Annotated in this window: 23 protein-coding genes; 10 read left to right on the top strand and 13 right to left on the bottom strand. The window is 60.0% G+C overall.

From position 1 onward, the window contains the following. Nucleotides 1-121: 121 nt before the first annotated feature. A complete protein-coding gene (amaB, locus tag AGR2A_RS17995; protein ID WP_080823256.1) occupies nucleotides 122-1,651 on the bottom strand; it encodes an L-piperidine-6-carboxylate dehydrogenase in 1,530 nt (509 codons plus the stop codon). A 213-nt stretch (nucleotides 1,652-1,864) separates the two neighbouring features. Between amaB and AGR2A_RS18000 the strand changes: the two genes are divergently transcribed. Beyond that, the gene (locus AGR2A_RS18000; RefSeq protein WP_072495049.1) at nucleotides 1,865-2,767 is read left to right on the top strand and encodes a LysR family transcriptional regulator; all 903 of its coding nucleotides are present in this window, start codon (nucleotides 1,865-1,867) and stop codon (nucleotides 2,765-2,767) included. Between the two features lie 9 nt (nucleotides 2,768-2,776). On the opposite strand, the gene AGR2A_RS18005 is transcribed toward AGR2A_RS18000, so the two are convergent. Further along, nucleotides 2,777-3,664: a DMT family transporter gene (locus AGR2A_RS18005; RefSeq protein WP_072495048.1), complete on the bottom strand. Its 888-nt coding sequence runs from the start codon at nucleotides 3,662-3,664 to the stop codon at nucleotides 2,777-2,779. A gap of 386 nt (nucleotides 3,665-4,050) precedes the next feature. Here AGR2A_RS18005 and AGR2A_RS18010 point away from each other — a divergent pair, with 386 nt between their 5' ends. Both AGR2A_RS18010 and AGR2A_RS18015 read left to right on the top strand, forming a co-directional pair. Next, a complete protein-coding gene (locus AGR2A_RS18010) occupies nucleotides 4,051-5,382 on the top strand; it encodes a UDP-glucose dehydrogenase family protein (protein WP_072495047.1) in 1,332 nt (443 codons plus the stop codon). Nucleotides 5,383-5,465: 83 nt separating this feature from the next. Further along, entirely contained in the window at nucleotides 5,466-6,488 is a 1,023-nt protein-coding gene (locus AGR2A_RS18015; RefSeq protein WP_072495046.1) for an NAD-dependent epimerase, read from the top strand. Here the strand turns inward: AGR2A_RS18015 and AGR2A_RS18020 are convergent, their stop codons facing one another. The 4 genes from AGR2A_RS18020 to AGR2A_RS29635 are packed head-to-tail and all read right to left on the bottom strand — an operon-like array spanning nucleotide 6,489 to nucleotide 10,484. After that, nucleotides 6,489-7,535, bottom strand: coding sequence for a glutathione synthase (locus AGR2A_RS18020; protein WP_004437928.1), 1,047 nt, complete (start codon nucleotides 7,533-7,535; stop codon nucleotides 6,489-6,491). 10 nt (nucleotides 7,536-7,545) lie between these two features. Next, entirely contained in the window at nucleotides 7,546-9,423 is a 1,878-nt protein-coding gene (locus tag AGR2A_RS18025) for a flavohemoglobin expression-modulating QEGLA motif protein (RefSeq protein WP_072495045.1), read from the bottom strand. Continuing rightward, nucleotides 9,420-10,238: an N-formylglutamate amidohydrolase gene (locus AGR2A_RS18030; RefSeq protein ID WP_072495044.1), complete on the bottom strand. Its 819-nt coding sequence runs from the start codon at nucleotides 10,236-10,238 to the stop codon at nucleotides 9,420-9,422. The genes AGR2A_RS18025 and AGR2A_RS18030 overlap by 4 nt, the downstream gene beginning before the upstream one ends. A gap of 15 nt (nucleotides 10,239-10,253) precedes the next feature. Next, complete coding sequence (locus tag AGR2A_RS29635) at nucleotides 10,254-10,484, bottom strand: hypothetical protein (protein ID WP_004437918.1); 231 nt, start codon at nucleotides 10,482-10,484, stop codon at nucleotides 10,254-10,256. Nucleotides 10,485-10,528: 44 nt separating this feature from the next. Between AGR2A_RS29635 and AGR2A_RS18040 the strand changes: the two genes are divergently transcribed. Genes AGR2A_RS18040 through AGR2A_RS18065 form a run of 6 tightly spaced genes read left to right on the top strand, consistent with a single transcriptional unit; the run spans nucleotide 10,529 to nucleotide 14,407 of the window. Beyond that, nucleotides 10,529-10,750 carry a hypothetical protein gene (locus AGR2A_RS18040; protein WP_006698052.1) on the top strand — a complete coding sequence of 74 codons (222 nt, stop codon included), beginning with the start codon at nucleotides 10,529-10,531 and terminating at the stop codon, nucleotides 10,748-10,750. A 17-nt stretch (nucleotides 10,751-10,767) separates the two neighbouring features. Further along, entirely contained in the window at nucleotides 10,768-11,328 is a 561-nt protein-coding gene (locus AGR2A_RS18045) for a DJ-1/PfpI/YhbO family deglycase/protease (protein WP_004437914.1), read from the top strand. Nucleotides 11,329-11,388: 60 nt separating this feature from the next. Beyond that, complete coding sequence (locus AGR2A_RS18050) at nucleotides 11,389-11,829, top strand: PPC domain-containing DNA-binding protein (protein ID WP_072495043.1); 441 nt, start codon at nucleotides 11,389-11,391, stop codon at nucleotides 11,827-11,829. A gap of 53 nt (nucleotides 11,830-11,882) precedes the next feature. Beyond that, nucleotides 11,883-12,743, top strand: coding sequence for a TIGR02587 family membrane protein (locus AGR2A_RS18055; RefSeq protein WP_004437909.1), 861 nt, complete (start codon nucleotides 11,883-11,885; stop codon nucleotides 12,741-12,743). Nucleotides 12,744-12,750: 7 nt separating this feature from the next. Next, the gene (locus AGR2A_RS18060; RefSeq protein ID WP_004437907.1) at nucleotides 12,751-13,161 is read left to right on the top strand and encodes a TIGR02588 family protein; all 411 of its coding nucleotides are present in this window, start codon (nucleotides 12,751-12,753) and stop codon (nucleotides 13,159-13,161) included. Between the two features lie 19 nt (nucleotides 13,162-13,180). After that, entirely contained in the window at nucleotides 13,181-14,407 is a 1,227-nt protein-coding gene (locus AGR2A_RS18065) for an NAD(P)/FAD-dependent oxidoreductase (protein WP_072495042.1), read from the top strand. Nucleotides 14,408-14,413: 6 nt separating this feature from the next. Here the strand turns inward: AGR2A_RS18065 and AGR2A_RS18070 are convergent, their stop codons facing one another. After that, nucleotides 14,414-14,899 carry an MgtC/SapB family protein gene (locus AGR2A_RS18070; RefSeq protein ID WP_004437902.1) on the bottom strand — a complete coding sequence of 162 codons (486 nt, stop codon included), beginning with the start codon at nucleotides 14,897-14,899 and terminating at the stop codon, nucleotides 14,414-14,416. 174 nt (nucleotides 14,900-15,073) lie between these two features. On the opposite strand from AGR2A_RS18070, the gene AGR2A_RS18075 reads away from it, so the two are divergent. Beyond that, nucleotides 15,074-15,574, top strand: coding sequence for a ferritin-like domain-containing protein (locus tag AGR2A_RS18075; protein ID WP_044459433.1), 501 nt, complete (start codon nucleotides 15,074-15,076; stop codon nucleotides 15,572-15,574). A 76-nt stretch (nucleotides 15,575-15,650) separates the two neighbouring features. On the opposite strand, the gene AGR2A_RS18080 is transcribed toward AGR2A_RS18075, so the two are convergent. The 6 genes from AGR2A_RS18080 to AGR2A_RS18105 all read right to left on the bottom strand — a co-directional run bounded on the left by AGR2A_RS18080 (nucleotide 15,651) and on the right by AGR2A_RS18105 (nucleotide 23,782). Continuing rightward, entirely contained in the window at nucleotides 15,651-17,987 is a 2,337-nt protein-coding gene (locus tag AGR2A_RS18080) for a glucose/quinate/shikimate family membrane-bound PQQ-dependent dehydrogenase (protein ID WP_072495041.1), read from the bottom strand. Between the two features lie 93 nt (nucleotides 17,988-18,080). Next, nucleotides 18,081-18,422, bottom strand: a complete 342-nt coding sequence (locus AGR2A_RS18085) for a hypothetical protein (protein WP_022563475.1) — start codon at nucleotides 18,420-18,422, stop codon at nucleotides 18,081-18,083. Between the two features lie 124 nt (nucleotides 18,423-18,546). Beyond that, the gene (locus AGR2A_RS18090; RefSeq protein ID WP_072495040.1) at nucleotides 18,547-19,332 is read right to left on the bottom strand and encodes a 3-hydroxybutyrate dehydrogenase; all 786 of its coding nucleotides are present in this window, start codon (nucleotides 19,330-19,332) and stop codon (nucleotides 18,547-18,549) included. A gap of 4 nt (nucleotides 19,333-19,336) precedes the next feature. Next, nucleotides 19,337-21,292: an acetoacetate--CoA ligase gene (locus AGR2A_RS18095; RefSeq protein WP_072495039.1), complete on the bottom strand. Its 1,956-nt coding sequence runs from the start codon at nucleotides 21,290-21,292 to the stop codon at nucleotides 19,337-19,339. Further along, nucleotides 21,289-22,173, bottom strand: a complete 885-nt coding sequence (gene mmsB / locus AGR2A_RS18100) for a 3-hydroxyisobutyrate dehydrogenase (protein WP_037090645.1) — start codon at nucleotides 22,171-22,173, stop codon at nucleotides 21,289-21,291. Before mmsB ends, AGR2A_RS18095 begins: the two co-directional genes overlap by 4 nt. Nucleotides 22,174-22,186: 13 nt before the next feature. Continuing rightward, on the bottom strand, nucleotides 22,187-23,782 hold the full coding sequence (locus tag AGR2A_RS18105; protein WP_072495038.1) for a GMC family oxidoreductase: 1,596 nt from the start codon (nucleotides 23,780-23,782) through the stop codon (nucleotides 22,187-22,189).

The raw sequence follows: 23,782 nt of genomic DNA on the forward strand, positions 1-23,782 counted from the left end.
GTTTTCCGCAAATCATCGCGGAGGCCCTTGTCAGACCCATCAAATAGAAATGCCGGCGCGGAGGAAGCCGCACCGGCATGATGGATCAATTTCTCTTTCGACAACGCGATCGAAAAGTCGATTACTCGATATCGAAGGAAACCCCCTGCGCCAGCGGTAGCGCCTTGGAGTAGTTGATCGTGTTGGTGGCGCGGCGCATATACGCCTTCCACGCATCCGAACCGGATTCACGGCCGCCGCCGGTTTCCTTCTCACCGCCGAAGGCACCGCCGATTTCCGCACCCGACGTGCCGATATTGACGTTGGCGATACCGCAATCGGAGCCTTCCGACGACAGGAAACGTTCCGATTCCTGTATGTCGCGGGTGAAAATCGACGACGAAAGACCGGCGGCAACGGCGTTGTGCGCTTCGATCGCCTGATCGAGATCGCTGTACTTCATGACGTAGAGGATCGGGGCGAAAGTCTCTTCCAGAACGGGGCCAACCTGCTTCGGCATTTCGACCAGCGCCGGTTTCACATAATAGGCATCTGCCGCACCCGTATCCACGCGCCCGCCCCCATTCACCACGCCGCCGGCCGCCTTGGCCGCTTCGAGCGCTTTCTGCATGGCCTCGAATGCCGCCTTGTCGACCAGCGGGCCTACGAGTGCGGAGGTTTCCAGCGGGTTGCCGACGGAGACGGAAGCATAGGCCTTTTTCAGGCGTGGCACGAGCTCATCATAAACGCTGTCATGCACGAAAAGGCGGCGAAGGGTGGTGCAGCGCTGGCCGGCCGTGCCCATCGCACCGAAGGCGATGGCGCGCAACGCCATATCGAGATCGGCAGAGGGGCAGACGATGCCTGCATTGTTGCCACCGAGTTCAAGAATGGCACGGGCGAAGCGTTTCGCCAGACGCGGCCCGACATCACGGCCCATGCGGGTGGAGCCGGTGGCCGAAACCAGCGGCACCTTGGGATTATCCACCAATGCCTCGCCGACCGCGCGGTCGCCGATCAGCAGTTGGGACAGACCTTCCGGCGCATCGCCGAAGCGGGCGGCGGCGCGTTCGAAAATGCCCTGAACGGCAAGCGCCGTCAGCGGCGTCTTTTCGGACGGCTTCCAGACGACCGCGTTACCACAGACGAGGGCAAGTGCGGCATTCCACGACCAGACGGCGACGGGGAAGTTGAAGGCGGAGATGACGCCGACGACGCCGAGCGGATGCCAGGTTTCCATCATGCGGTGGCCGGGGCGTTCGGTGGCGATGGTGAGGCCATAAAGCTGGCGGGAAAGACCGACCGCGAAATCGCAGATATCGATCATTTCCTGCACTTCGCCCAGACCTTCTGACGGGATTTTGCCCGCTTCCAGCGATACGAGACGGCCGAGATCGGCCTTGAAAGCGCGCAGTTCTTCACCAAGAAGCCGGATCAGCTCACCCCGGCGCGGCGCGGGAACATTACGCCATGTCTTGAAGGCAGCCTCCGCCCTGTCGATCACGGCCGCTACGCCCTCGACCGACACGGTCTTCAGACTTGCAATCCGCTCGCCTGTCACCGGGCTGAAAGAGGCCATGTCGCCGCCAGTGTAGAGATCGCGGGCAACGCCCATCCTGTCGAGCAGGGCGGCGGTTTCCTGTTTCACGTCGAGCTTCGTGGTTGCATCCATATCAATTGTCCTTCTGGCTGAAAGGAAGGAAAGGCCGCCTTGATACGGCGCTTTCAACTCCCGTCGCTCTTCTTTCCCCGGAATTCGTTATATGTTCTGGGAACTCGCTCCGTCGAACTCGGCAAAACCCCGTTCCATTCTTTCCCGTAATCATATATGGGCATTATGACCCTTTTCCAATGAGGAAAGCGGGTAAGTTGATGCGAGAATGGAATGGATCCGCGTAGAAGACTGGTCCCTGACATCGTCACCCTGCAGGCGTTCGAATGCGCCGCACGGCATGGCAATTTTACCCGCGCTGCCGAAGAACTCAACCTCACGCAGAGCGCTGTCAGCCGGCAGATCGGCGAACTCGAGGCGCAGACGGGGATGCAGCTTTTCGAGCGTATCCGCAGACGGGTGGTCCTTTCAGAGGCGGGGCGCAAATTCCTGCCCGATGTGCGGCGCCTGTTGCAGCAATCCGAGCAGCTGATGGCGCGTGCGGTTTCGGCAGGAACATCGCATGCATCGCTATCCGTCGCGACGCTGCCGACCTTCGGCAGCCGCTGGCTGATGCCGCGCCTGCACCGCTTCATCGACGCCAACCCGGATATGACGATCACAATCGGCTCGCGCTCCCATCCCTTCGATTTCGACGAGGAGGGCTTCGATCTGGCCATTCACTACGGCCAACCGGTCTGGGCACATGGCACCTGCACATTCCTGTGCGATGAGGTGATCGTACCCGTCGCCAGCCCTGCCCTGCTGCGCCATGCGGCAGTGACGCGGCCTGAAGACCTGACGCGGCAGCCATTGCTACACGTCACCACGCGCCCGAAACTGTGGACGGAGTGGCTGGAAATGAACGGGGTGATGGCCGAAAATGCCTATCAGGGCAGCCGTTTCGACCAGTTCTCCATGATCATCGAAGCCGCCGCGAGCGGTATCGGTTTCGCCCTTCTGCCGAAATATCTCATCGAGGCCGAACTTTCCTCCGGCCGCCTCGAAATCGTTTTCGATATGCCGTTGCAGACCGACAAGAGCTATTATGTCGCCCTGCCGGAAGCGCGGCAGGACAATGCGCTCGCCCGTGCCTTTCAGGCTTGGCTGCTGGATCAGGTCGGCAAGCCGTTATAGCTGTGCGCATTAGAGGCGATTGCGGAAAAACGGGTTCCAGCGCACCGTGCCGAGCCTGACCTTTTCGCGGATCATTGTCAGCAGCCCGGATGCGGCGATGACGGCAAGCCCGAGTACCGCAATGGCGTCAGGATATTCGTGGAAGAAGGCCATGCCCATCGCGACTGCCCAGAGGATTTGCGAATAATGCGAAGGGGCGATCTGGCTTGCCGGTGCAATGCGGGTTGCCACCAGAAGCGTTATCTGGCCTGTCGCCGTGCAAAGCCCGATAAAGGCAAAGGCCAGCAGCTGGTGCAGGTCGGGCATGACAAAATCGGGAATCGAGGCAATGCCGTTGAAGGTGAGGCCGTAGACCAACAGCACGCCCATGATCGAGGTGCGCTTTTCCTTGCCCGCAAGCGAGCGCAAAAGCACGATGGTCATGGCCGCCAGGAAGGCGACGCCGATTGCGGCGATATGCCCAAGTTCCAGCGTCTTGAAACCTGGCCGCACGACAAGGATAACGCCCACGATGCCCGCCAGAACCGCAGCCCAGCGCCATGGGCCGATATTCTCCTTCAGCACGACGGCGGAAAGGACGGTTACGAAGAGCGGTGACAGGAAGATCAGCGCATAGGCTTCCGCCAGCGGAATGGTGGTGAAGGCATAGATACCGAAAATCCCCGCGAACAGGCCGGAAATGGCGCGACCGTGCACCGCGAACGGCCGGCTCATGCGCCAGAACTCACGCCACCTTTCCTCGCGCGGTTTGCTGAAGAAGATGAAGATGCCGGAGAACAGGATGCTGAAAAAGCCGATTTCGAAAACGCTGATCTGCGATCCAAGCGACTTGATGGTGGCATCGCCCATGGAAAAGGTCGCGTAGGCGAACAGACCGAGCAGAAAACCCTTTTGCATTTAAACGTCCCCGAAAATCGACCGCAACGCAAAGCTTCTCCCAGCCGCGTGGAACGCGGCCCGGACGCCCCCACTCCGGGGGACAGACAGTCTGGCAGATTTTGATCCTCTCCCTATGGCTAGACCCGGCTACCTATGAGTGCAAGCCGGAAAAATCGTAAAATGGTCCGATTGAACGCGACCAGTGCAAATGGCTGCAAGGTGCGGCAAATTTGTCCCGTCACCGCCATCACATCCCCGTCATGGAAAGACGTTAGCCGGTGTTGATCGCGGCGCTTGGCGGCGGGCATGAAGGCGGCTAAATATTATCCTGCGATTTTCACCCGATGATTTCCCCGGCTGATATTGCTGCGTTACCATGGCCTCGCTAACCGAAAGGAAAAAGAATGCGGATTGTGATGATCGGTTCGGGTTATGTCGGCCTTGTGTCCGGCGCGTGTTTTGCAGATTTCGGCCATGACGTGGTTTGCGTCGACAAGATGCCGGAAAAGATCGAAGCCTTGAAAAATGGCCATATCCCGATCTTCGAGCCAGGTCTGGAGACCATCGTCGCCAACAATGCCAAAGCCGGGCGGTTGAGCTTCACCACCGATCTTTCCGCCGCCGTTGCCAAGGCCGACGTGGTCTTCATCGCGGTCGGCACGCCTTCGCGGCGCGGGGACGGCCATGCCGACCTCGGTTATGTCTACGCAGCGGCAAAGGAAATTGCCCATGCCCTGGATGGTTTTACCGTAATCGTCACCAAATCCACCGTTCCCGTCGGCACCGGCGACGAAGTGGAACGAATTATCCATGAGGAAAACCCCTCGGCCGATTTCGCCGTGGTTTCCAACCCGGAATTTCTGCGTGAAGGTGCGGCGATAGAGGATTTCAAGCGGCCGGACCGTATCGTCGTCGGCCTGTCGGATGAACGTGCCCGGCCGGTCATGACCGAGGTTTACCGCCCGCTTTATCTCAACCAGTCGCCGCTGCTCTTCACCACCAGACGCGCTTCCGAACTCATCAAATACGCCGCCAACGCCTTTCTGGCGATGAAGATCACCTTCATCAACGAAATGGCCGATCTGTGCGAAAAGGTTGGCGCCAATGTGCAGGATGTCTCGCGCGGTATTGGCCTCGATGGCCGAATCGGCCCGAAATTCCTGCATGCCGGCCCCGGTTATGGCGGCTCCTGTTTTCCGAAGGATACGCTGGCGCTCGCCAAGACCGCGCAGGACTATGATGCGCCGGTGCGGCTGATCGAAACCACCATCGCCATCAACGACAACCGCAAGCGCGCCATGGGCCGCAAGGTCATCAACGCGGTGGGCGGCGACGTGCGCGGCAAGAAGATCGCCGTGCTAGGCCTCACCTTCAAGCCGAATACCGACGACATGCGCGACAGCCCGGCGATCGCCATCATCCAGACCCTGCAGGACGGGGGCGCGAAGGTGGTGGGTTACGACCCGGAAGGCATGGCGAATGCCCGCCATCTGATGGAAGACATCGATTACGCAACCGGGCCTTATGAGGCTGCGGAAGGCGCCGACGCGGTGGTCATCGTGACGGAGTGGAACCAGTTCCGCGCCCTCGACCTGCCGCGCCTCAAGGCGATCATGAAAAGCCCGGTGCTGGTGGATTTACGCAATATTTACCGCACCGACGAAGTCGCCGCCCATGGCTTCATCTATGCCGCCGTCGGTCGCCCGCAGGAAGGCGGGTCGGATAACGACGCTTGAAGGCGCCGCCATCGCAGTTTCATCAAAAGGTTTTCTGCGTTTCGGTTTAACCGCAGACGCACCAATGGATTCGGGAAATCATCATGCGTTATCTGGTCACCGGCACAGCAGGCTTTATCGGCTTTTACGTCGCCAAGCGTCTGCTCGATGCTGGTCATTTCGTCACCGGCTTCGACGGCATGACGGAATATTACGATGTCAGCCTCAAGGAAAAGCGTCACGCCATTCTTTCCCGCTCCAACGGCTTCCGGGCGGAGATCGGCATGCTCGAGGATAAGGATGCGCTGAATCGCGCGGCCGACGCCGCCGAGCCTGAAATCATCATTCATCTCGCCGCCCAGGCGGGTGTGCGTTACAGCCTTGAAAATCCCCGCGCCTATGTCGATTCCAATCTCCTTGGCTCGTTCAACATGCTGGAGCTTGCCAGAAGCCTTGATGTCAAGCACCTGATGCTGGCATCGACCTCCTCCATCTACGGCGCCAATGAGAAAATCCCGTTTGCGGAAAGCGACAAGGCCGATGAGCCGATGACGCTTTACGCCGCCACCAAGAAGTCGATGGAACTGATGGCGCACAGTTATGCCCATCTGCACAAGCTGCCCACCACCGCCTTTCGTTTCTTTACAGTCTACGGTCCTTGGGGGCGGCCGGACATGGCGCCGATCAAATTCGTCGACGCCATCTCGAACGGCCGCCCGATCGATATCTACGGTCAAGGCAAAATGAGCCGCGACTTCACCTATATCGACGACCTGGTGGAGGGCATCGTCCGACTGAGCGCGGTCATCCCTTCCGAGGAAAACCGCGTCACACAAGAAGGCGTCACCGACACGCTCTCCCACTATGCACCGTTCCGCGTGGTCAATATTGGCGGCGGCCAGCCGGTGGAACTGATGCATTTCGTCGAGACGGTCGAAAAAGCGGTTGGGAAACCGGCGGTCCGCAACATGCTGCCGATGCAGCAGGGTGACGTTCCCCGCACTTTCGCCTCGCCCGATCTTTTGAGAGCCCTTACCGGCTACGTGCCGCAGACGTCGGTCGAAGAGGGCATCAAAGCCCTCGTCGCCTGGTATCGGCAGATGCAATCCTCCTCGCTGCAGGAATAACTACAGCGTTGCCAGCAGGCGATTGGAGATGGTGCCGCCGGACGCGCTCTGCATGGCGATCTTGGTTTCCACTGCCTCTATGATCGTGTCGCTGAAATCCATATCCGTGAGGTCGCGGATATTGGAAAGTCCGCCCGGCGAAAACACGTTCACCTCCAGTATCTTGTCACCGACGATATCAAGTCCGACAAGGAACATGCCGTCCTCCACCAGCTTCGGCCGCACCATTTCGGCAAGCGCCACGATGTCGTCTGTCACCTTCACGGCCTCCGCCGTACCGCGGGCGTGGATGTTGGAACGCAGATCGCCTTTTGCAGGCACACGGCGAAGGGCGGCATATTTGCCGTCGCGCATCAGCGGCCGGCCATTCATCATGAAGAAGCGGATATCGCCGTCCTTAGCAGCCGGCAGATAGGCCTGCGCGATCAGATAACCCTCGAGGCTGACGGCTTCGAAAATCTGGTTGAGATTGGTTTCCTTGCTGGAGCCGATCTTGAAGACGTTCTTGCCGCCGGAGCCCTGCAGCGGCTTGACGATGACGCCTTTTGGATGGGCATCGGCGAAGGCTCGGATTTCATCCACATTGCGCGAAATAATCGTGGTCGGGCGGACGATTTCGGGAAAGCTCTGGAAATAGAGCTTGTTCTGCGCCAGCGCCAGACCTTCGGGATCGTTCAGTACGACGACACCGCGCTGTTCGGCGAGCCGACCGAACAGGATGCCGGCATGGACCGCCCAGGGCCGTGTGGTCTGGTCGAGCGAGGGATCGTTGCGCAGCATCAGAGCATCGACCTCCTCGACATCCATGGTCCGCCGTTCCAGCGTCTTGTCCTGAAGAGCAGCATGAAACGCTTCGGATTTCTTGTATTTCGCCTTCGGCAGCACCGTGGCATGGATCGTCAGGCTGTCATCCGAACGCAGGGTAAAGTCACCCGGCGTCAGATAGATAACCTCATGGCCGCGATTGAGCGCCGCCATGGCCAGCAGGCCGGTTGCAAAATTCGGCCCCTCGGTTTCAATCGAATTGACGAAAAATGCGATACGCATGAAGCCCCTCCTATAATGTCGCGAGTTCGGCAATGGATATTCCCGCCCGGATTTTTTCCAGACGCTCGTTGGCCCTGGCCGGCAGCAGGAATGCGGGCCTGACGCCTGGCGGGCGCAAAAGGCCGCGCAGGGCAAGCTCCTGCATGACCGGGAAATGCTGGGCGGCGATCTTGCCCATCCAGAACGGATCGAGCGCACCGCCCTTGCGCAGATGGTCCAGCACCTCCGCCAGCCCGCGCAGATAGATCGCGTCCTTCGAGAGGCCGCCGCCGCGATAGATGCGCAACGTCATGTTGAAGGCGCCAGCCTCATCAAAACCATGGTCGCGGGTCATGAGCCGGAACGTCTCCACAAAGCTGGCGCCATCCAGCATGGCGGCACAGCCGACGACGCGGGCCGCAATCAGCCGCAGGCGCTCGCGCGTCATTCCGCCAGCCAGATGCTCCGCGAGCACCGCCAGCCCTTCCTGCACGCCCTCATAGCCGGAGAGGCCGGTGCGAAAGAGCCTGAGCCCCTGAAACGACCCATTGAAATAGGTGAGGAGATGCACACCGATCTCATGCGACAGGAGCGCTTCGACACGGCGCTGTTCCATAACGGTGTGCCGGGAAATCAGAAGTTTCTCGCCCGTCACCATCAGACCCGGCGGCAGGTCGTCGCGGATTTCCACCCGTGCCTTGAAGCCCGGCTCCTCGGCCAAGTAGGACTCGACCATCTCGCGCGACTTCCGTGCGACGGCGTAACAATCTACCATCGCGATTTCGCCGCCCTCCTCCCGGCGAGGGCAATCCTCCAGCACCCGCAGCGCCAGCGTCAGCAGCGCAGGTTCGACGGCGCCATAGAGGGCGCGGGAAAAATCCGTGAAAGTGCGCCGGTGCAGATTGGCCAGCATCGTCAGTTGCAGATCGATCTCCTGCTGTTTCTCCCGATAGAGATGGTAAAGCACCGGATCTTCCAGATGATCGAAAACCACCGAATAGAGCTTTCGCTTCTGCTCCTCGACATCGACGCCCAACGGCCGGTAGAGAAGACGCGGCGCGAACTGGAAGCTGCCGTCCCGAAATTCCTCGAAGGCCCGGCGGGCATTGATTGGCGTGACGGAGAGAAGGAAATCGAAGGACGATACGATATCGTCGATGGACCTGTCTGCGCGCCTGACCGCATCGACGAAGGCCTTGCGGCCGAGCGCCCTGTGGCTGGTCACCTTGAGCGCGTCCATCCCTGCAGAGAATGACGAGAAGGCTTGCAGGCCCGCGTCGAAAAGATCGGCGATCATCGTCTCGCGCAGGCCCGGATAATCGGCACCGGATTCCGGCTGTCTATAGATCGGCGCGAAACGGACACTGATACAGGGAAAGTCCAGTCCTGCATTCTGAAACCGGAGGATCGGGTCGCCTTCCGGCTCGGGCCGGGTGATGCGCGGTGTACGAAACCGCACCTCGGCGTCACACACGGCCTTGATGAATACCCGACGGGCCTTTTGTGTTTCCGGTTCGGCTGTCGCCGAGACGGAGACTTCATAATGCGGTAAGAAGGGTGAATCGTCGGCAAGCAGGATGTCGTGCTCCAACTCACCGATATCGAGCACGATGAAGGCGCCGAAACGCTCCCGCATGGCCGTACCCACGGCCTCGATCAACGGCGCGGCCTCCTGAACGGTCGAAGCAATGAGATAGGAAGCGTGAGCGGCGGCAATGTCGCGCGCGGCAAGATCTTTCGTGCCGCCGGTCAGATGCAGGCACAGGAAAGGTAGTGGCCGGTCGATATGAAGCCGGCCGTCTTTGCCGATATCGCGACGTATTGCCTTGCCTGCCTGGAGGCAGGATGTCACGTCATCCACCAGCTCGGCAGTGGGAGAAGGGACATCACGGGCGGCAGAAACATTCATCGCCGCGACCTCAGACATTCCTCGACAACGGGCTGAAGTGCCGTGATCATGTCCCGTATTTCCGACACTACGCGCCTGTCCGGCTTCCCTGTCCATTCGTCCATAAAGAATTTCTTGAACTCGATGGCGATGGCACAGCCGTTTTCCGCGAAACGCTCGTGGATGAAACGGGTCTGTTCCCCCTTGCCCTGAAACGCCACGTTCTCGCGGACATCAAGACGGCGTCCGGCAATGGTCGCTGACGCGAAATGATGACCGACGGCACTGACGATATCATTCCAGCGACTGCGGTCCATGGAAAAGGTGCCGATATTGATATCGGGTGCTTCCGAAGGCGTGGTCGGCGGCGCAGCCGGACCCTGCCGGCGATGGTTGTAGGTGTGCACGTCGAGCACGACAAAAGCGCCGTGCCGCCGTTCGAGCGCGGCCAGCGTATTTTCCAGCATCGCGTAATAATCCGCGTGGAAATCCAGAGATTGCCGGACCGCTGCCGGCGCGGGCTCCTGTTTCCATACCTCAAGCCCCCAGGATTGTTCCGGCTTCAGATAGATGGCCTGATCGGCGGCGCGGTTGAGGTCGATTTCGAAACGTGAGTGGTGCACAATGATGCGGTTGGTCAATCCCGCAATCATGTCGCCGGTGAACGGATCTTCCTCTCTCAGGCGTTGTTCGCCCGAAAGGGCCATCAGCCCGGCTATATCGGGCCGTATGCGGTGACCGTCATGGATGGCCGTGCCGATAACCGGCGAATTGCCAAACCCGATCGTCCAGAAGCCCGTATTTTCATCCTTGCCGTCGCTATGTCTGGCTACCATGCTGCCTCCCCTGCATCAGGGGTAGAACAGCACAAGCGGCCCGTTTGTTCCGGCAAAAATTGCGCGCGATTTATTGGGCCGCAGCACGCATGCGCCGTCAAAAAACTGCGGAACCATACCGGAAAGCTCACGTTGTTCTGGCAGGAGGGCCGCCGTGTCAAACGGACATGATGGCGCTGAAGAACATCGGGGTTTTTCCGTTTTCTCCCGGTGGCCAACGAAACGGCAGTCGAGCTTCTTACCCATCCGGCGTCCCTCCGTTCCCAATTCCACACACAAGGAGCCGCGACATGGAAAAAACCGAAACGCGCAAACTTGCGGAAGAATATCTGCGGCTCGGCGGCACGCGTCAGGTGATGATCGACGACAACAAGACATTTGTGCGCCAATGGGAGCACGAACCAGCTGCAGCCGAGACATTCTGGCAGACGCACATCGAACCGCTCGAAGCGGAACGCCGCAAGGACGTGGAATTTTTCCTCCCCTCCGTGAATTCGGACAAGGAAGATTGAACCCAAAGGAGACAGATATGACTGCTATTAACGCCGCAAAAATCCTTATCCTGGCAACTGACGGCTATGAACGCTCGGAGCTCAGGGTGCCCTACGATCAGCTCAAGGCCAAAGGCGCGGATGTAAAGATCGCCTCTATCAAGGAAGGAGAGATCAAAAGCTGGGATGAAAAGGACTGGGGCGACAGTATTGCCGTCGATCTCCTCGCGAAAAGCGTTCGCCCGGATGATTTCGATGCGCTGGTGCTTCCCGGCGGCCAGATCAATCCGGACGTGCTGCGCCATGACGAAGACGCCATGCGGGTGGTCCGCGACTTTCTGAAATCCGGCAAGGTGGTAGCGGCCATCTGCCACGCGCCCTGGCTTCTGGTCGAAGCCGACGCCCTTCGCGGCCGTGACGCCACATCCTATTGGTCGATCAAGACCGACCTGAAAAACGCCGGCGCCAACTGGAAGGATGAAAAGGTGGTTACCGACAAGGGGATCATAACCTCCCGCAGCCCCGATGACCTTGATGCCTTTGTGGCCAAGATCGTCGAAGAGGTGGAGGAAGGTCGCCACGAGCGCCGTGCCGCCTGATACACTCCGCAATTCCTTTGTGCCGCCGGCTTACGGCGGCACTTTTTTTGGGAGGAAGTCATGAAAAGCAGATTGCTGGCGAGCGCCGCCGAACGTACCTTCATTCTCGTGATCGAGCCGGAAGAAGAGGCATTCGACGCGATCCGCCGCTTTGCGCGGACCGAAAACATCAACGCGGCGTCGGTGACGGCGATCGGTGCCTTCTCCACCGCGACGCTTGCGTTTTTCGACCTTTCATCGCGAGAATACAAAGAAATACCCGTGACGGAACAGAGCGAGGTCCTGAGCCTGCTCGGCGATATTACCCTTGACGAAAACGATACGCCGAACCCGCACCTGCATGTCGTTCTGGGCTTTGCCGATGGCTCGACCAAGGGCGGGCACTTTCTGAAAGGCGTGGTACGACCGACACTGGAAGTGGTTATCCGCGAAACACCCGCAGAACTGCGACGCAGCTATATCAGTGACTTCGGCATAGCCCTCATCGACCCCGCGAAATAATCCCGCGGAACCGGAAAAACGCCATTGCGTTATCTCTTCACACGGGGGATGGCATGGCGGCGACAATCGATCGGGACGGTGAAGGCGACGACGAGGTCAGACAGTTTCTGACAGGTCTGGCGCGAGGAACGGCGGGCGCATTGCTGTTTGCCCTGCCCATGCTGATGACCATGGAGATGTGGTTTCTGGGCCTTTACATCAGCCCATGGCGGCTCCTGCTGCTTTGCGTCCTCAACCTGCCGCTCCTTCTACTTCTCGCCCGTCGGATCGGGTTCGAGAATATTCACTCCTGGAGCCAGGCGGCGCGAGACGCAATAACCGCCTACGGGCTGGGCGTCGCGGTGAGCGCGGCCGCACTTCTGCTGTTCGGTGTCCTCAACGACCAGATCACCGCCTCCAACATCGTCACAAAGGTTGCGTTACAATCCGTTCCCGCGAGCATAGGCGCCCTGCTTGGCCGCAGCCAGCTTGGACAGCATTCCGATGAGCAGGATGAAGAGAAAGGCGAATATTCGGGCGAGACCGGATATCTGCACGAGCTCTTCATGATGGTGGTGGGTGCGCTCTTTCTGAACCTCAACGTCGCGCCGACGGAAGAAATGATCCTCATCGCCTATAAGGTGACCCCCTATCACATTCTCGCCCTTTGCCTGCTGTCGATCGCCATCATGCATGGTTTCGTCTACGCGCTTCATTTCAAGGGCTCGCATCGGCTCCACGAGGGACAGAAATGGTGGCAATCCTTCATCCGCTTCACCCTGCCGGGCTACGTCATCGCCATCGGCATCAGCATCTACACGCTCTGGACTTTCGAACGCCTCGACCACACCTCCCTGTCGCAGATATTGAATGCCGCCGTCATTCTCGGCGTTCCCGCCTCGATCGGCGCCGCCTCGGCCCGGCTGATCCTGTGAGGACATCATGACAATCTCCAAGGATGGAAAACACACGGAAAGTTCCGATCCGCACTGGATCGAATGGGTCACGGGCGCCATCTGCACCCTGCTCGTCGCCGCCATGCTCGGCTGGATCCTCTACGACATCTATCGCTACGAACCGGACGACGCCCGCTTCGAGATCGCCGTGACAGACGTTAACGGTGAGCCGGGGCAATATCGGGTGAAATTCGATATCCGCAATCTCTCCATGACGACGGCGGCGCAGGTGCAGGTGCGCGGAGATCTGCAGCAGGACGGCGGCACGCAGGAAAGCGCGGACGTGACATTCGATTACGTTGCCTCGGAATCGCGCGACAGCGGAACGCTTTTCTTCCGCAACGATCCCGCAGGCGGGAGGCTTATCATCAACGTCGCCGGCTATACCGAACCGTGACAGTTTTCAGGACCATTTCATGACCGCATCAGACCTGACGAAGGAACGCGACCTCAGGGAGTCAACCCCGCTCTGGGCCGATACGCCGCGGATCGGTGTCAGAAGCGGCAAGACGCCGAAAGACAACCACTACGACACAATCGTTGTCGGGACCGGCATCAGCGGCGCGCTGGTGGCCCACTCGCTGCATCGCCCGGGACGATCCATGCTGATCGTTGACCGACGCGAACCCGTCAAAGGCAGCAGCATGGCGAGCACCGCAATGATACAGCACGAGATCGACACGCCGCTGACGAAACTCCGGACGATGATCGGCAGGGGGGCCGCAGACAGGGCTTGGCAGCGCTCGGCGCGCGCGGTTCTTCGTCTGGAGGAAATCGTCACCTCGCTCAATATTTCCTGCGGCATGAGGCGAAAACAGGCACTGTACCTCGCCGGCGACGACATGGGTTCGCGCGCTCTGAAGGCAGAGGCGGATGCCCGCGCAGAAGCCGGCATCGAGGCTGAGTTTCTCGGCGCCGCGCAACTGAGAGAGCATTACGGGTTGGAACGGACCGCCGCCATCGTCAGCGACATATCGGCCTCCGCCAATCCCGCCCAGTTGACAGCCGGTCTGTTGCGCCATACCGCGAGCGCTGGAGCGGAAATCGTCGCTCCTCTGGAAATCACCGATCTCAGAAACGTTGGCGACGAAGTAATCGTCGCCACTGCCAACGGGAAAATCCTCTCCGCCGGCAACATCGTATTTTGCACCGGGTATGAGTTCTTGAAAGCGCTTGAAAGCCCGACACACCGGATCATTTCCACCTGGGCGCTGGCCAGCAGAAAAGGACTGGATCTGCCGGACTGGCTGCAAAGCCACATCGTATGGGAGGCGGCAGACCCCTATCTCTATCTGCGAACCGACCGTGAGGGACGAGTGATTGCCGGCGGCGAGGACGAGGAAAATCCTGTCTCCTATCAGTCGAAGAGAAAGCTGGCAGGCAAGACACGAACGATCCACCGCAAGATTGAAAAACTGCTGGGCGTGGATATCGGCGAACCCGATTATCGCTGGGCGGGAGCCTTTGGTACGACCACCACGGGCCTGCCGCTGATCGGCCTCGTTCCGGGCATGAAGAATGTCTATGCGGTGATGGGGTTCGGCGGCAACGGCATCACTTTCAGCCAGATCGCCGCCGAAATCGTGGCCGCCGCCATCAATGGCGGTACCGACCCCGACGCCGATCTTTTTCACTTCCGCTGATGCCGGTCATTCATCCTTGATACCGGTTACCACCTGGATACGGCGAAGCGTCCATAATACGACGATGCCCATTGCTGCGGCGAGCAGAGCGAGCGGCCACATGCCAAGACCGGCCGAGAGGCCGATCGCCGCCGAAAGCCACATGCTTGCGCCCGTCGTCAGCCCCTTGACGTCGCCCTTGGTGTAAACGACCACACCTGCGGCGAGAAAGGCGATACCGGCGGTTACGGCTTCCACCAGTCGGATGGGATCGAGCCGGGCTGCCTCATGCCCTTCCGCCATCGTTTCCATCATATGGATGGTGATGACGCAGAAAGTGACGGCGGCAAGGCCGATGAGCATATTGGTGCGCAGACCAGCGGTGTTTTTGTGAAATTCGCGCTCCAGACCGATCAGGCCGCACAGGATGACCGCGCCGAACACGCGCACCAGCAGCACCTCGAACGGAATGGAAATATTCATGGAAAATTCTTCTGCAAGGCTTTGGGGCACTGTCGCGTCTCCTCCCGGAAATTTCTCCACACTAAGTTCGAAAAGGCGCGATGGTTCCGCACAGCAATATAAACGTTGCGTACAACCGAACCGGAACCATAGGAGCAGCTGAAAGTTTGTTTCCCGTGCGCATGAGCGCACATCGTGCATTTCCACTTCATGGGAGAAGGACCAATGGCCGAGAAGAAACTCGACGACCTGTTTTACGACACGCTGAAGGACATCTACTACGCCGAAAGGCAGATCCTGAAAGCCCTGCCGAAAATGGCGCGGGCGGCGACCGACCCGAAGCTGAAGCAGGCTTTCGAAAAGCACAAGGAAGAAACGCAGGGCCACGTGGAGCGCCTGCAGGAAGTATTCGAGATCATTGGCAAGCGCGCCCAGGGCAAGACCTGCGAAGCCATCCAGGGCATCATCGCCGAGGGCGAGGAAATCATGGAGGATTTCAAGGGCACCCCCGCCCTCGACGCCGGTCTCGTCTCATCCGCCCAGGCGGTCGAACACTATGAAATCGCCCGCTACGGCACGCTGAAGGCCTGGGCCGAAAAGCTCGGCCATACCAAGGCGGTATCGCTGCTCGATGCCACTCTTAAGGAAGAGTCCAAGACCGACGACGCGCTGACCGCGCTTGCCAAGACTTCGGTGAACGCCGCGGCCGAGAAGAAGGCCGCCTGACGCCATCCGCATCGGCTCAAAGAAAAACCGGAATGGTCACCCATTCCGGTTTTTTATTGTCGTCGTAGCCTGAAGGTTACGGCAGGGTGTAGGCGATGACGTAGTCGCCCGGTTTGGTCCCGACGGAACCGTGACCGCCCGCAACCATCACCACATATTGCTTGCCGTTTTCCAGTGCATAGGTCATCGGCGTTGCCTGACCGCCAGCGGGCAGGCGCGCTTCCCAGAGCTGCTTGCCGGTGGTGAGGTCATAGGCCCGCAGATAATTATCCACTGCGGCACCCAGGAAGGCTACGCCGCCCTTGGTGATCATCGGTCCGCCAATTCCCGGCACGCCCACCTTGAAGGGGAGCGGCAGCGGGGTCATGTCATAGACCGTCCCGTTCTTGTGCTTGTAGGCCACATCCCCGGTGCGCAGGTCCGCGCCGGCGACATAACCCCACGGCGGCGCCTGGCAGGGAATCTGCAGCGGGCCGAGGAACGGTCCCATGAAAACGCCATAGGGCGCACCGTCATTACGGTTCAGACCCTGCTCGCTGCCCTTTTCGTCCTGACCCTTCGGCGGAATCTGATCGCGCGGGACGAGCTGGGAGGTGAAGGCGAGATAGGTCGGCATACCGAACATGACCTGCCTTTCAGGATCCACAGCCACACTGCCCCAGTTGAAGGTGCCGAAATTGCCGGGATAGATGATCGAGCCGGTCAGTGACGGCGGGGTGTAGCGGCCCTTGTAGTTCAGCTGATGGAAGCGGATGCGGCAGGCGAGCTGGTCGAACATGGAGACGCCCCACATGTCCTTTTCCTGCAATGGCTCCGGCTTGAACGAGAGGGCCGTTGTCGGCTGCGTCGGCGAGGTGAAGTCCTCGGGGATCGCACCGCCCGGGGCTGGCTCCTCCGTGATCGGCAGAAGTGGCTCGCCGGTGCGCCGGTCGAGAACGTAGATATCCCCCTGCTTGGTTGGCCCGACGAGCGCAGGAACGGTCTGACCATCCTTGGTTATGTCGAGCAACACCGGCTGGGCCGGCACATCCATGTCCCAGAGATCGTGATGAACCGTCTGGCGCACCCAGCGATCCTTGCCCGTATTGATATCGAGCGCGACGATGGAGGAAGAATATTTCTCCACATTCTCGCTGCGGCCCATGCCGAGCTGGTCCGGAACCTGATTACCGAGCGGGACATAAACGAGCCCGAGGCCTTCGTCATAACTGAAGACGGACCAGCTGTTCGGCGAGTTGGTCGTGTAGGTCTCACCGGCTGCAATCGGCTCGGTCTTTTGCGGGTTCCCGGAATCCCAGTTCCAGATGAGCGCACCGCTGTTCACATCGAAAGCGCGGATCACGCCGGATTGTTCCTGCGTGGAGTAATTGTCATTCACCGCGCCGCCGATGATGATCTTGCCCGCAGCAATCACGGGCGGCGATGTCGAATAATAATAGCCGGCGGGATTATATTTCATGCCCTGCTCGAGATGCAGCACACCCTGATCGGCAAAGGAGGTGCAAACCTGCCCGGTGGCGGCATCGAGCGCGATCAACCGTGCATCCGACGTGGGCAGATAGACCCGCTCGGCGCAGGCCGTTCCCGGCGCGGCACCCGGTTCGGCATAATAGGACACGCCGCGGCACGTCTGGTGCTGGCGATCCGGATTGAGGCCGACATTCGGATCGTATTTCCATTTTTCCTTGCCTGTCGCGGCATCGATGGCGATGGCCCAATTATGCGGCGTGCAGATGAAAAGCGTATTGCCGATCTTGAGCGGCGTCACCTGATAGGTGGTTTCGCCCACATCGTCCGGCAGCTTCACGTCGCCGGTCTGGTAACGCCACGCCTCCTTCAATTGCGAAACATTGTCGACATTGACCTGGGTCAGCGGCGAATAACGCTGCCCATAGGGCGTGCGGCCATATTGATGCCAGTCACCATCAGGCACATTGCCGCCATAGGCCGGCGTCGCGGACGCCGTTTCCTGCGGCAAGGACCCTGGCTGATCATGCGGGTCCTGTGCCATCGAATATCCGGCAACCGCGATGGAAGCGAGAACGGAAAGCGCCAGCGGCCATGCATTCGGCCCATAGCTTAGCCCCGTCGGGCTTGCAAAACCGAGTGGCTTCCTCACCCAGGGCACCAGGAGCCAGAGGCCTATCACAATGATAAAGCCGCCGCGCGGGCCAAGCTGCCACCAGTCAAAACCGACTTCCCAGACGGCCCACGCAAGTGTTGCGACAATGAAGACGGCATAGACGTGAAGTGCTGCGCGATTGCGCTTGAAGAGCAGAACGCCCGTCAACAGAAAGGCCAGTCCGGAAAGCACATAATAAAGACTGCCCCCAAGCATCACAAGCTGGGAGCCGAAACCGAACAGCGCAAGGCCGATGAGCGTGAGAAAAACTGCAGTGACGGTGACTGCCATGAATGAAACCCCCGATTCCTGTCACTTTGTGTGAAATGAAATCGGGAGCAATATGGTTCCATTCAAACGCCACGAAAATTCATGGCATCTGCGTCACGGGTTCTGCGGCGCCCCCGTGGAGTCCTGCGGGGAAGGGTTTCGCTCCGTTGAAGCCGGCGGCGAAGCACGGCCGTTTGCGGGATTGTTGTCGAAGCTCTCCGATCCCGACGGCTGCTGCGGGACGGGGGCGTTCTCCGTCTGCGGATTTTGCGGCAGGTTCTCGTCCGGTTCGAAAACCGCGTATTCCACGACAGCCCAGACCACCAGCGCTAACAACACGCTGACGATCAGAATGACAAGAACCGGACGTCCTGTCGATCCTTGCCGTGCCCGTGTGGCCGTCTCCTTTTTCGGAGCATCCCGACCGTCGAGATAGCTGGTATTTTCTCTGGCCATGTCTTTCACTCCCTAAACTCTGTCAATCTAATCCACAGGGAGAGGTTTTGTTCCCGCGAGGGGCCGGCGCATTCGACATGGCGCAATCTGGCCCTTACCGGAAGAGGGCGTCCGGGCCTCTCGGTTATTTCGCGGTCCAGCCGCCATCGATGGAAATGGTGGTGCCGGTGATGGAACGGGCCATATCGCCAGCGAGATAAAGTGCCATTTCAGCGATTTCCTCCGGCTGGATGAAGCGTCTTGTCGGCTGCGGCGCAAGCATCACCTTTTTCACCACATCTTCCTCACTCATGCCGTGTACTCTCGCCTGATCCGCGACCTGCGCGGCCACAAGCGGGGTCCAGACATAGCCGGGGCAGATGGCGTTACAGGTGATGCCGAGTTCGGCAACCTCCAGCGCAACGCTTTTCGTCAGTCCCACCACCGCATGTTTGGTTGCCACATAGGGCGCCTTGAAGGGAGACGCGCGCAAACCATGCGCGGAAGCGATGTTGACGATGCGGCCCCAGCCTCTTTCCTTCATGCCCGGCAAAGCAGCGCGGATGGTGTGAAAGGTGCTGTCGAGAGAAATGGCAACGATGCGGGAAAAATCCGCGAAGTCGAACTCATCGATCGGCGCGACCTTCTGAATGCCGGCATTGTTGACGAGGACATCGACATGGCCGAATTCCGCAATGACCTTTTCAGGCAGATGCGCGCTTTCTTCATAGTTCGCGAGGTTGGCGGAGAAATAGGCCGGTCTTTGCCGCGCCACTTTCCCCACAGCCTCCAGCGCCTGCGTCGCCTCCTCCACCGTTTCTATGCCATGGACAGCGACCAGATAGCCCGCCTCGGCGAAACGCCTGGCGATGGCAAGTCCGATGCCGCTGGTAGAACCGGTGACAAGCACGGTTTTCGGTTGATCCTCCATGGGCCTAGTCCTTCAGCTGCGGCAGGTTGCGGAAAAGTTCGAGCGCTTCGGGATTGGCGAGCGCATCGGCATTCTTCACCGGCCGACCATGGATGGTGTCGCGCACCGCGGTTTCGGAAATCTTGCCGGAGCGTGTGCGTGGGATAGCGCTGACAGCAATGATCCTTGCCGGCACATGCCGCGGCGTCGCCCCCGAACGGATGCGGCTGCGGATGGTCTTTTCCAGCTCTTCCGTCAAGGCAGCACCACCCTTCATGCGCAGGAAGAGGATGACCCGCTGGTCCCCGTCGATATCCTGCCCAACGGCAATGGCCTCCTCTACTTCGGGCACGGTTTCCACCTGCCGGTAGATTTCCGCAGTCCCGATGCGCACCCCACCTGGATTAAGCGTCGTGTCCGAGCGTCCATGGATCACATAACCGCCGGAGGGCCGCAGTTCGGCGAAATCGCCATGCGCCCAGATGCCGGGGAAACGATCGAAGTAGGCGGCCTGATAGCGCGAACCATCCTCATCGCCCCAGAATTTCACCGGCATGGACAGATGCGCATTCCGGCAGACGAGTTCGCCGGGAACGCCGCGAACGGAACGGCCCTCATCGTCAAGCGTATCGATATCCATGCCGAGCATCGCGCCCTGCAATTCACCGCGATGAACCGGCTGTAGGGGATTGCCGCCGAGGAAACAGGCGCAGATGTCGGTGCCGCCGGAAATGGAGGCGAGATGCACATCCGCCTTCCAGTCGCGATAGATATAATCGAAGGATTGCGGGATGAGCGGCGAACCAGTGGAGAGAATTGTTCGCAGCGATGAAAGATCATGGCTTTCCCGCGGTTTCAGTCCCGCCTTCAGGCATGCATCGATAAATTTCGCAGACGTGCCGAAAGTGGCGATCCCTTCGGCGTCGATGAGATCGATCAGCCGGCCGGGCGTCGGATAGCCGGGATTGCCATCATAGGTGACGAGGGTGGTACCGAGCGCGAGACCGGAGACCTGCCAGTTCCACATCATCCAGCCGCAGGTGGTGAAATAGAAAAAGCGCTCACCCTCCTTGATATCGCATTGCAGTTTCAGCTCCTTCATGTGCTGAAGAAGCAGGCCGCCGCCGGAATGGGTGATGCATTTCGGCTTGCCTGTCGTGCCGGAGGAATAAAGGATCACCAGCGGCGCCTGGACGGGCAGACGGTTGAAGACAATCTCGCCCGCCGCATAAGGCGCAACGAAAGCCGCAAGCGTGACGCAGCCGAGATCAGTAAGGCTTTCGGGAACGGTTTCACCGATCAGAACGATCTTTTCAGGGGCCGCACTCTCCGCCACGGCGCGGATGGTCGGGCCGACGTCGATGCGTTTACCGGCATAACCATATTCCGGCACGGCGATGATGATTTTCGGGCCGATCTGAGACAGGCGGTCAGAGGCGCCTGCCGGGCCGAAATCCGGAGAGCAGGACGACCAGATGGCACCGATGGCGCTCACGGCCAGATATCCCACAATCGCCTCTATATCATGGGTGACGATCGCCCCGACGCGATCACCTTCCTGCACCCCGGCATGCACGAGCGCCTGCACCATGCGGGACACTGCGTTGTAAAGCCCCTTGCGGCTTATCTCGCGCCTTGTACCATCGTCACGATGAGCGATGATGGCCAACCGCTCATCGGCATCGCGCAGAAGGTTTTCGGCGTAATTCAACCTCGCGCCCGGATAGAACTCAGCCTCCCGGATCGTCGCGCCCGGCTTGAACGCAACGTCGCCGCGCGTGCCGATAATGCCGAGCTCGTCCCACAGCGCATCGTAAAACTCTTCCGGCGCGTCGATGGACCAGCGCAGCAGGCCGGCATAATCATCGGCGGCCTGCCCGTGTATCTTTGCGGTTCTTGTCGCGAAGGCGAAAAGCGCCGAGCGCTTCACCCTCTCTTCCGGCGGCACCCACAGAATGTCAGATGGCGCGGCGGCTGTCATGCTCTGCTCCCGCGCAGCATTTCAACGATGGCGGAAAAATCACGCCCGCCCTGCCCGTCGTCGACGAAGCTCTCATAAAGCGCCGCCGCCGCAGCACCCAGCGGCGTGGAGGCGTCAGCACCATTGGCCGCCTCCTGAGAAAGCTTCAGGTCCTTGAGCATCAAGGCTGCGGCAAATCCGGGCTGGTAATCCTTGTTGGCGGGTGATGTCGGCACCGGACCCGGCACCGGGCAATAGGTGGTGAGCGACCAGCATTGCCCGGAAGAGGTGGAGGCGACATCGAACAGCGCCTGGTGCGAAAGCCCGAGTTTTTCGCCGAGCACAAAAGCCTCGGAAACCGCGATCATGGAAATGCCGAGGATCATGTTGTTGCAGATCTTGGCCGCCTGCCCGTTGCCGCCCTTGCCGCAATGCACGATCTTTTTGCCCATGGCTTCCAGCAGCGGCTTCGCCGCCGAAAAAGCCTCCGCCTCACCACCGCACATGAAGGTCAGGGTGCCGGCGGCCGCACCGCCCGTGCCGCCGGAAACGGGGGCGTCGACCGAAGGGCAGCCGGCGGAAGCGGCCAGTTCATGCGCCTTCAATGCGCTTGCCATATCCACGGTCGAGCAGTCGATAAGGAGCGTTCCGGCAGAGATTTTACCAATCAGATCGCCATAGGCCGAAACGACATGTTCGCCCTTGGGCAGCATGGTGATGACCACATCAGCCGCGTTGACTGCTTCGGCAGAATTCGCGGCAACCGGAATGCCCGCCTCCTTTGCCGCTGCACGGCAGGCTTCGGCAAGATCGTATCCCCTGACGGCATATCCCGCCTTGACGAGATTGGCGGCCATCGGCAGGCCCATATGTCCCAGCCCCAGAAAAGCGATGGTCTTCATCGGTAGGTTCCTTTCAGCGATTATCCGCAAGGATCATGTCGGCGGCCTTTTCGGCAATCATGATTGTCGGCGAATTGGTATTTCCGGATGTAATGCGCGGCATTACCGAGGCATCGGCGACGCGCAGCCCGGCGAGCCGGCGGAACTTCAGGCGCGCATCAACGACACTTTCCATATCCGACCCCATGCGCAGCGTGCCGACAGGGTGGAAGATGGTTGTGCCGATATCACCTGCCGCCTTGGCAAGATCATTGTCGTTTTCGAAGGAGGGGCCGGGCTGGTATTCCTCCGGCCTGAAGCGGGAAAAGGCCGGCTGGGCGACGATGCGGCGCGTCAGCCGCATGGCATCTATGGCCACCTTCCGGTCGCCTTCGGTGGAAAGATAGTTCGGGCGGATTTCCGGTTGCATGGCGAAATCCGGTCCTTTCACATGCACTGAGCCACGGCTTTCCGGCCGCAGATTGCAGACGCTTGCCGTTATGGCGGGAAAAGTGTGAACCGGATCCCCGAACTTGTCGAGCGAAACCGGCTGCACATGATATTCCAGATCAGCGGTTTCCTTTTCCGGCGAAGAGCGGGTGAAGACACCGAGCTGGCTCGGCGCCATGGACATCGGCCCGGAGCGCGTCAGCGCATATTCCAGGCCGATCCGCGCCTTGCCGAAGAGCGTCGAGGCCCGCTCATTGAGCGTCAGAACACCGGAGACCTTGTAGACCATCCGCAGCTGCAGATGGTCCTGCAGGTTCTCGCCCACACCCTGAACTTCCGCCACCGTATCGATACCGGCAGCCTGCAACACATCCCCACGGCCGACCCCGGAAAGCTCCAGAACATGCGGCGAGCCGATTGCGCCGGCGGACAGCACGGTTTCGCGCCGCGCCCGCATTTTTTTCAGGACGCCGTCATGATGGAATTCGACACCCGTCACCCGGTCTTCTTCGATGATGAGCCTTTTGACATGGGCCTTGGTCAAAACGGTGAGGTTCTTGCGGCCAAGCACCGGTTTCAGGAATGCTTTCGCCGTGTTCCAGCGCCAGCCCGCCCGCTGGTTGACATCGAAATAACCCGCCCCTTCATTGTCTCCGCGGTTGAAATCGTCAGTCGCGGGAATACCCGCTTCTCCTGCCGCCTTCTGGAAGGCATCAAGCACATCCCAGCGCACGCGGGCCTTTTCCACACGCCACTCGCCCCCGCTGGAATGCAGGTCACTCTTGCCGCGATAAAAATCCTCAGACTTCAGGAAATAGGGCAGGATGTCGTCCCAGCCCCAGCCTTCGCAGCCAAGCTGCCGCCAGACGTCATAGTCCCGTGCCTGCCCGCGCATGTAGATCATGCCGTTGATGGAGGAGCAGCCGCCCAGCACCTTGCCGCGCGGATAAATCAGCGCGCGTCCATTCAGGCCAGGCTCTTCCGCCGTCTTGAAACACCAGTCCGTGCGTGGATTGTTGATGCAATAGAGATAACCGACCGGAATATGAATCCAGTGGTAGTTATCGTTGCCGCCCGCTTCCAGAAGCAGCACGCGGTTGTTCGGGTCTTTCGAAAGGCGGTTGGCGAGAACGCATCCGGCGCTCCCCGCTCCGATGACGATATAGTCATATTCGCCCAT

This window comes from Agrobacterium genomosp. 2 str. CFBP 5494, assembly GCF_900013495.1.
In the GTDB taxonomy this organism is placed as follows: Bacteria; Pseudomonadota; Alphaproteobacteria; order Rhizobiales; family Rhizobiaceae; genus Agrobacterium; species Agrobacterium pusense.

What these genes read in the sequence shown, in the direction of transcription:
- AGR2A_RS18055 (WP_004437909.1), top strand. Translation starts at nt 11,883, where the DNA reads ATGGCGGCGACAATCGATCGGGACGGTGAAGGCGACGACGAGGTCAGA.
- AGR2A_RS18005 (WP_072495048.1), bottom strand. Translation starts at nt 3,664, where the DNA reads ATGCAAAAGGGTTTTCTGCTCGGTCTGTTCGCCTACGCGACCTTTTCC.
- AGR2A_RS18020 (WP_004437928.1), bottom strand. Translation starts at nt 7,535, where the DNA reads ATGCGTATCGCATTTTTCGTCAATTCGATTGAAACCGAGGGGCCGAAT.
- AGR2A_RS18065 (WP_072495042.1), top strand. Translation starts at nt 13,181, where the DNA reads ATGACCGCATCAGACCTGACGAAGGAACGCGACCTCAGGGAGTCAACC.
- AGR2A_RS18105 (WP_072495038.1), bottom strand. Translation starts at nt 23,782, where the DNA reads ATGGGCGAATATGACTATATCGTCATCGGAGCGGGGAGCGCCGGATGC.
- AGR2A_RS18015 (WP_072495046.1), top strand. Translation starts at nt 5,466, where the DNA reads ATGCGTTATCTGGTCACCGGCACAGCAGGCTTTATCGGCTTTTACGTC.
- AGR2A_RS18040 (WP_006698052.1), top strand. Translation starts at nt 10,529, where the DNA reads ATGGAAAAAACCGAAACGCGCAAACTTGCGGAAGAATATCTGCGGCTC.
- AGR2A_RS18060 (WP_004437907.1), top strand. Translation starts at nt 12,751, where the DNA reads ATGACAATCTCCAAGGATGGAAAACACACGGAAAGTTCCGATCCGCAC.
- AGR2A_RS18010 (WP_072495047.1), top strand. Translation starts at nt 4,051, where the DNA reads ATGCGGATTGTGATGATCGGTTCGGGTTATGTCGGCCTTGTGTCCGGC.
- AGR2A_RS18075 (WP_044459433.1), top strand. Translation starts at nt 15,074, where the DNA reads ATGGCCGAGAAGAAACTCGACGACCTGTTTTACGACACGCTGAAGGAC.
- AGR2A_RS18095 (WP_072495039.1), bottom strand. Translation starts at nt 21,292, where the DNA reads ATGACAGCCGCCGCGCCATCTGACATTCTGTGGGTGCCGCCGGAAGAG.
- AGR2A_RS18090 (WP_072495040.1), bottom strand. Translation starts at nt 19,332, where the DNA reads ATGGAGGATCAACCGAAAACCGTGCTTGTCACCGGTTCTACCAGCGGC.
- AGR2A_RS18000 (WP_072495049.1), top strand. Translation starts at nt 1,865, where the DNA reads ATGGATCCGCGTAGAAGACTGGTCCCTGACATCGTCACCCTGCAGGCG.
- amaB (WP_080823256.1), bottom strand. Translation starts at nt 1,651, where the DNA reads ATGGATGCAACCACGAAGCTCGACGTGAAACAGGAAACCGCCGCCCTG.
- AGR2A_RS18025 (WP_072495045.1), bottom strand. Translation starts at nt 9,423, where the DNA reads ATGAATGTTTCTGCCGCCCGTGATGTCCCTTCTCCCACTGCCGAGCTG.
- AGR2A_RS18080 (WP_072495041.1), bottom strand. Translation starts at nt 17,987, where the DNA reads ATGGCAGTCACCGTCACTGCAGTTTTTCTCACGCTCATCGGCCTTGCG.
- mmsB (WP_037090645.1), bottom strand. Translation starts at nt 22,173, where the DNA reads ATGAAGACCATCGCTTTTCTGGGGCTGGGACATATGGGCCTGCCGATG.
- AGR2A_RS18030 (WP_072495044.1), bottom strand. Translation starts at nt 10,238, where the DNA reads ATGGTAGCCAGACATAGCGACGGCAAGGATGAAAATACGGGCTTCTGG.
- AGR2A_RS18045 (WP_004437914.1), top strand. Translation starts at nt 10,768, where the DNA reads ATGACTGCTATTAACGCCGCAAAAATCCTTATCCTGGCAACTGACGGC.
- AGR2A_RS29635 (WP_004437918.1), bottom strand. Translation starts at nt 10,484, where the DNA reads ATGGGTAAGAAGCTCGACTGCCGTTTCGTTGGCCACCGGGAGAAAACG.
- AGR2A_RS18085 (WP_022563475.1), bottom strand. Translation starts at nt 18,422, where the DNA reads ATGGCCAGAGAAAATACCAGCTATCTCGACGGTCGGGATGCTCCGAAA.
- AGR2A_RS18050 (WP_072495043.1), top strand. Translation starts at nt 11,389, where the DNA reads ATGAAAAGCAGATTGCTGGCGAGCGCCGCCGAACGTACCTTCATTCTC.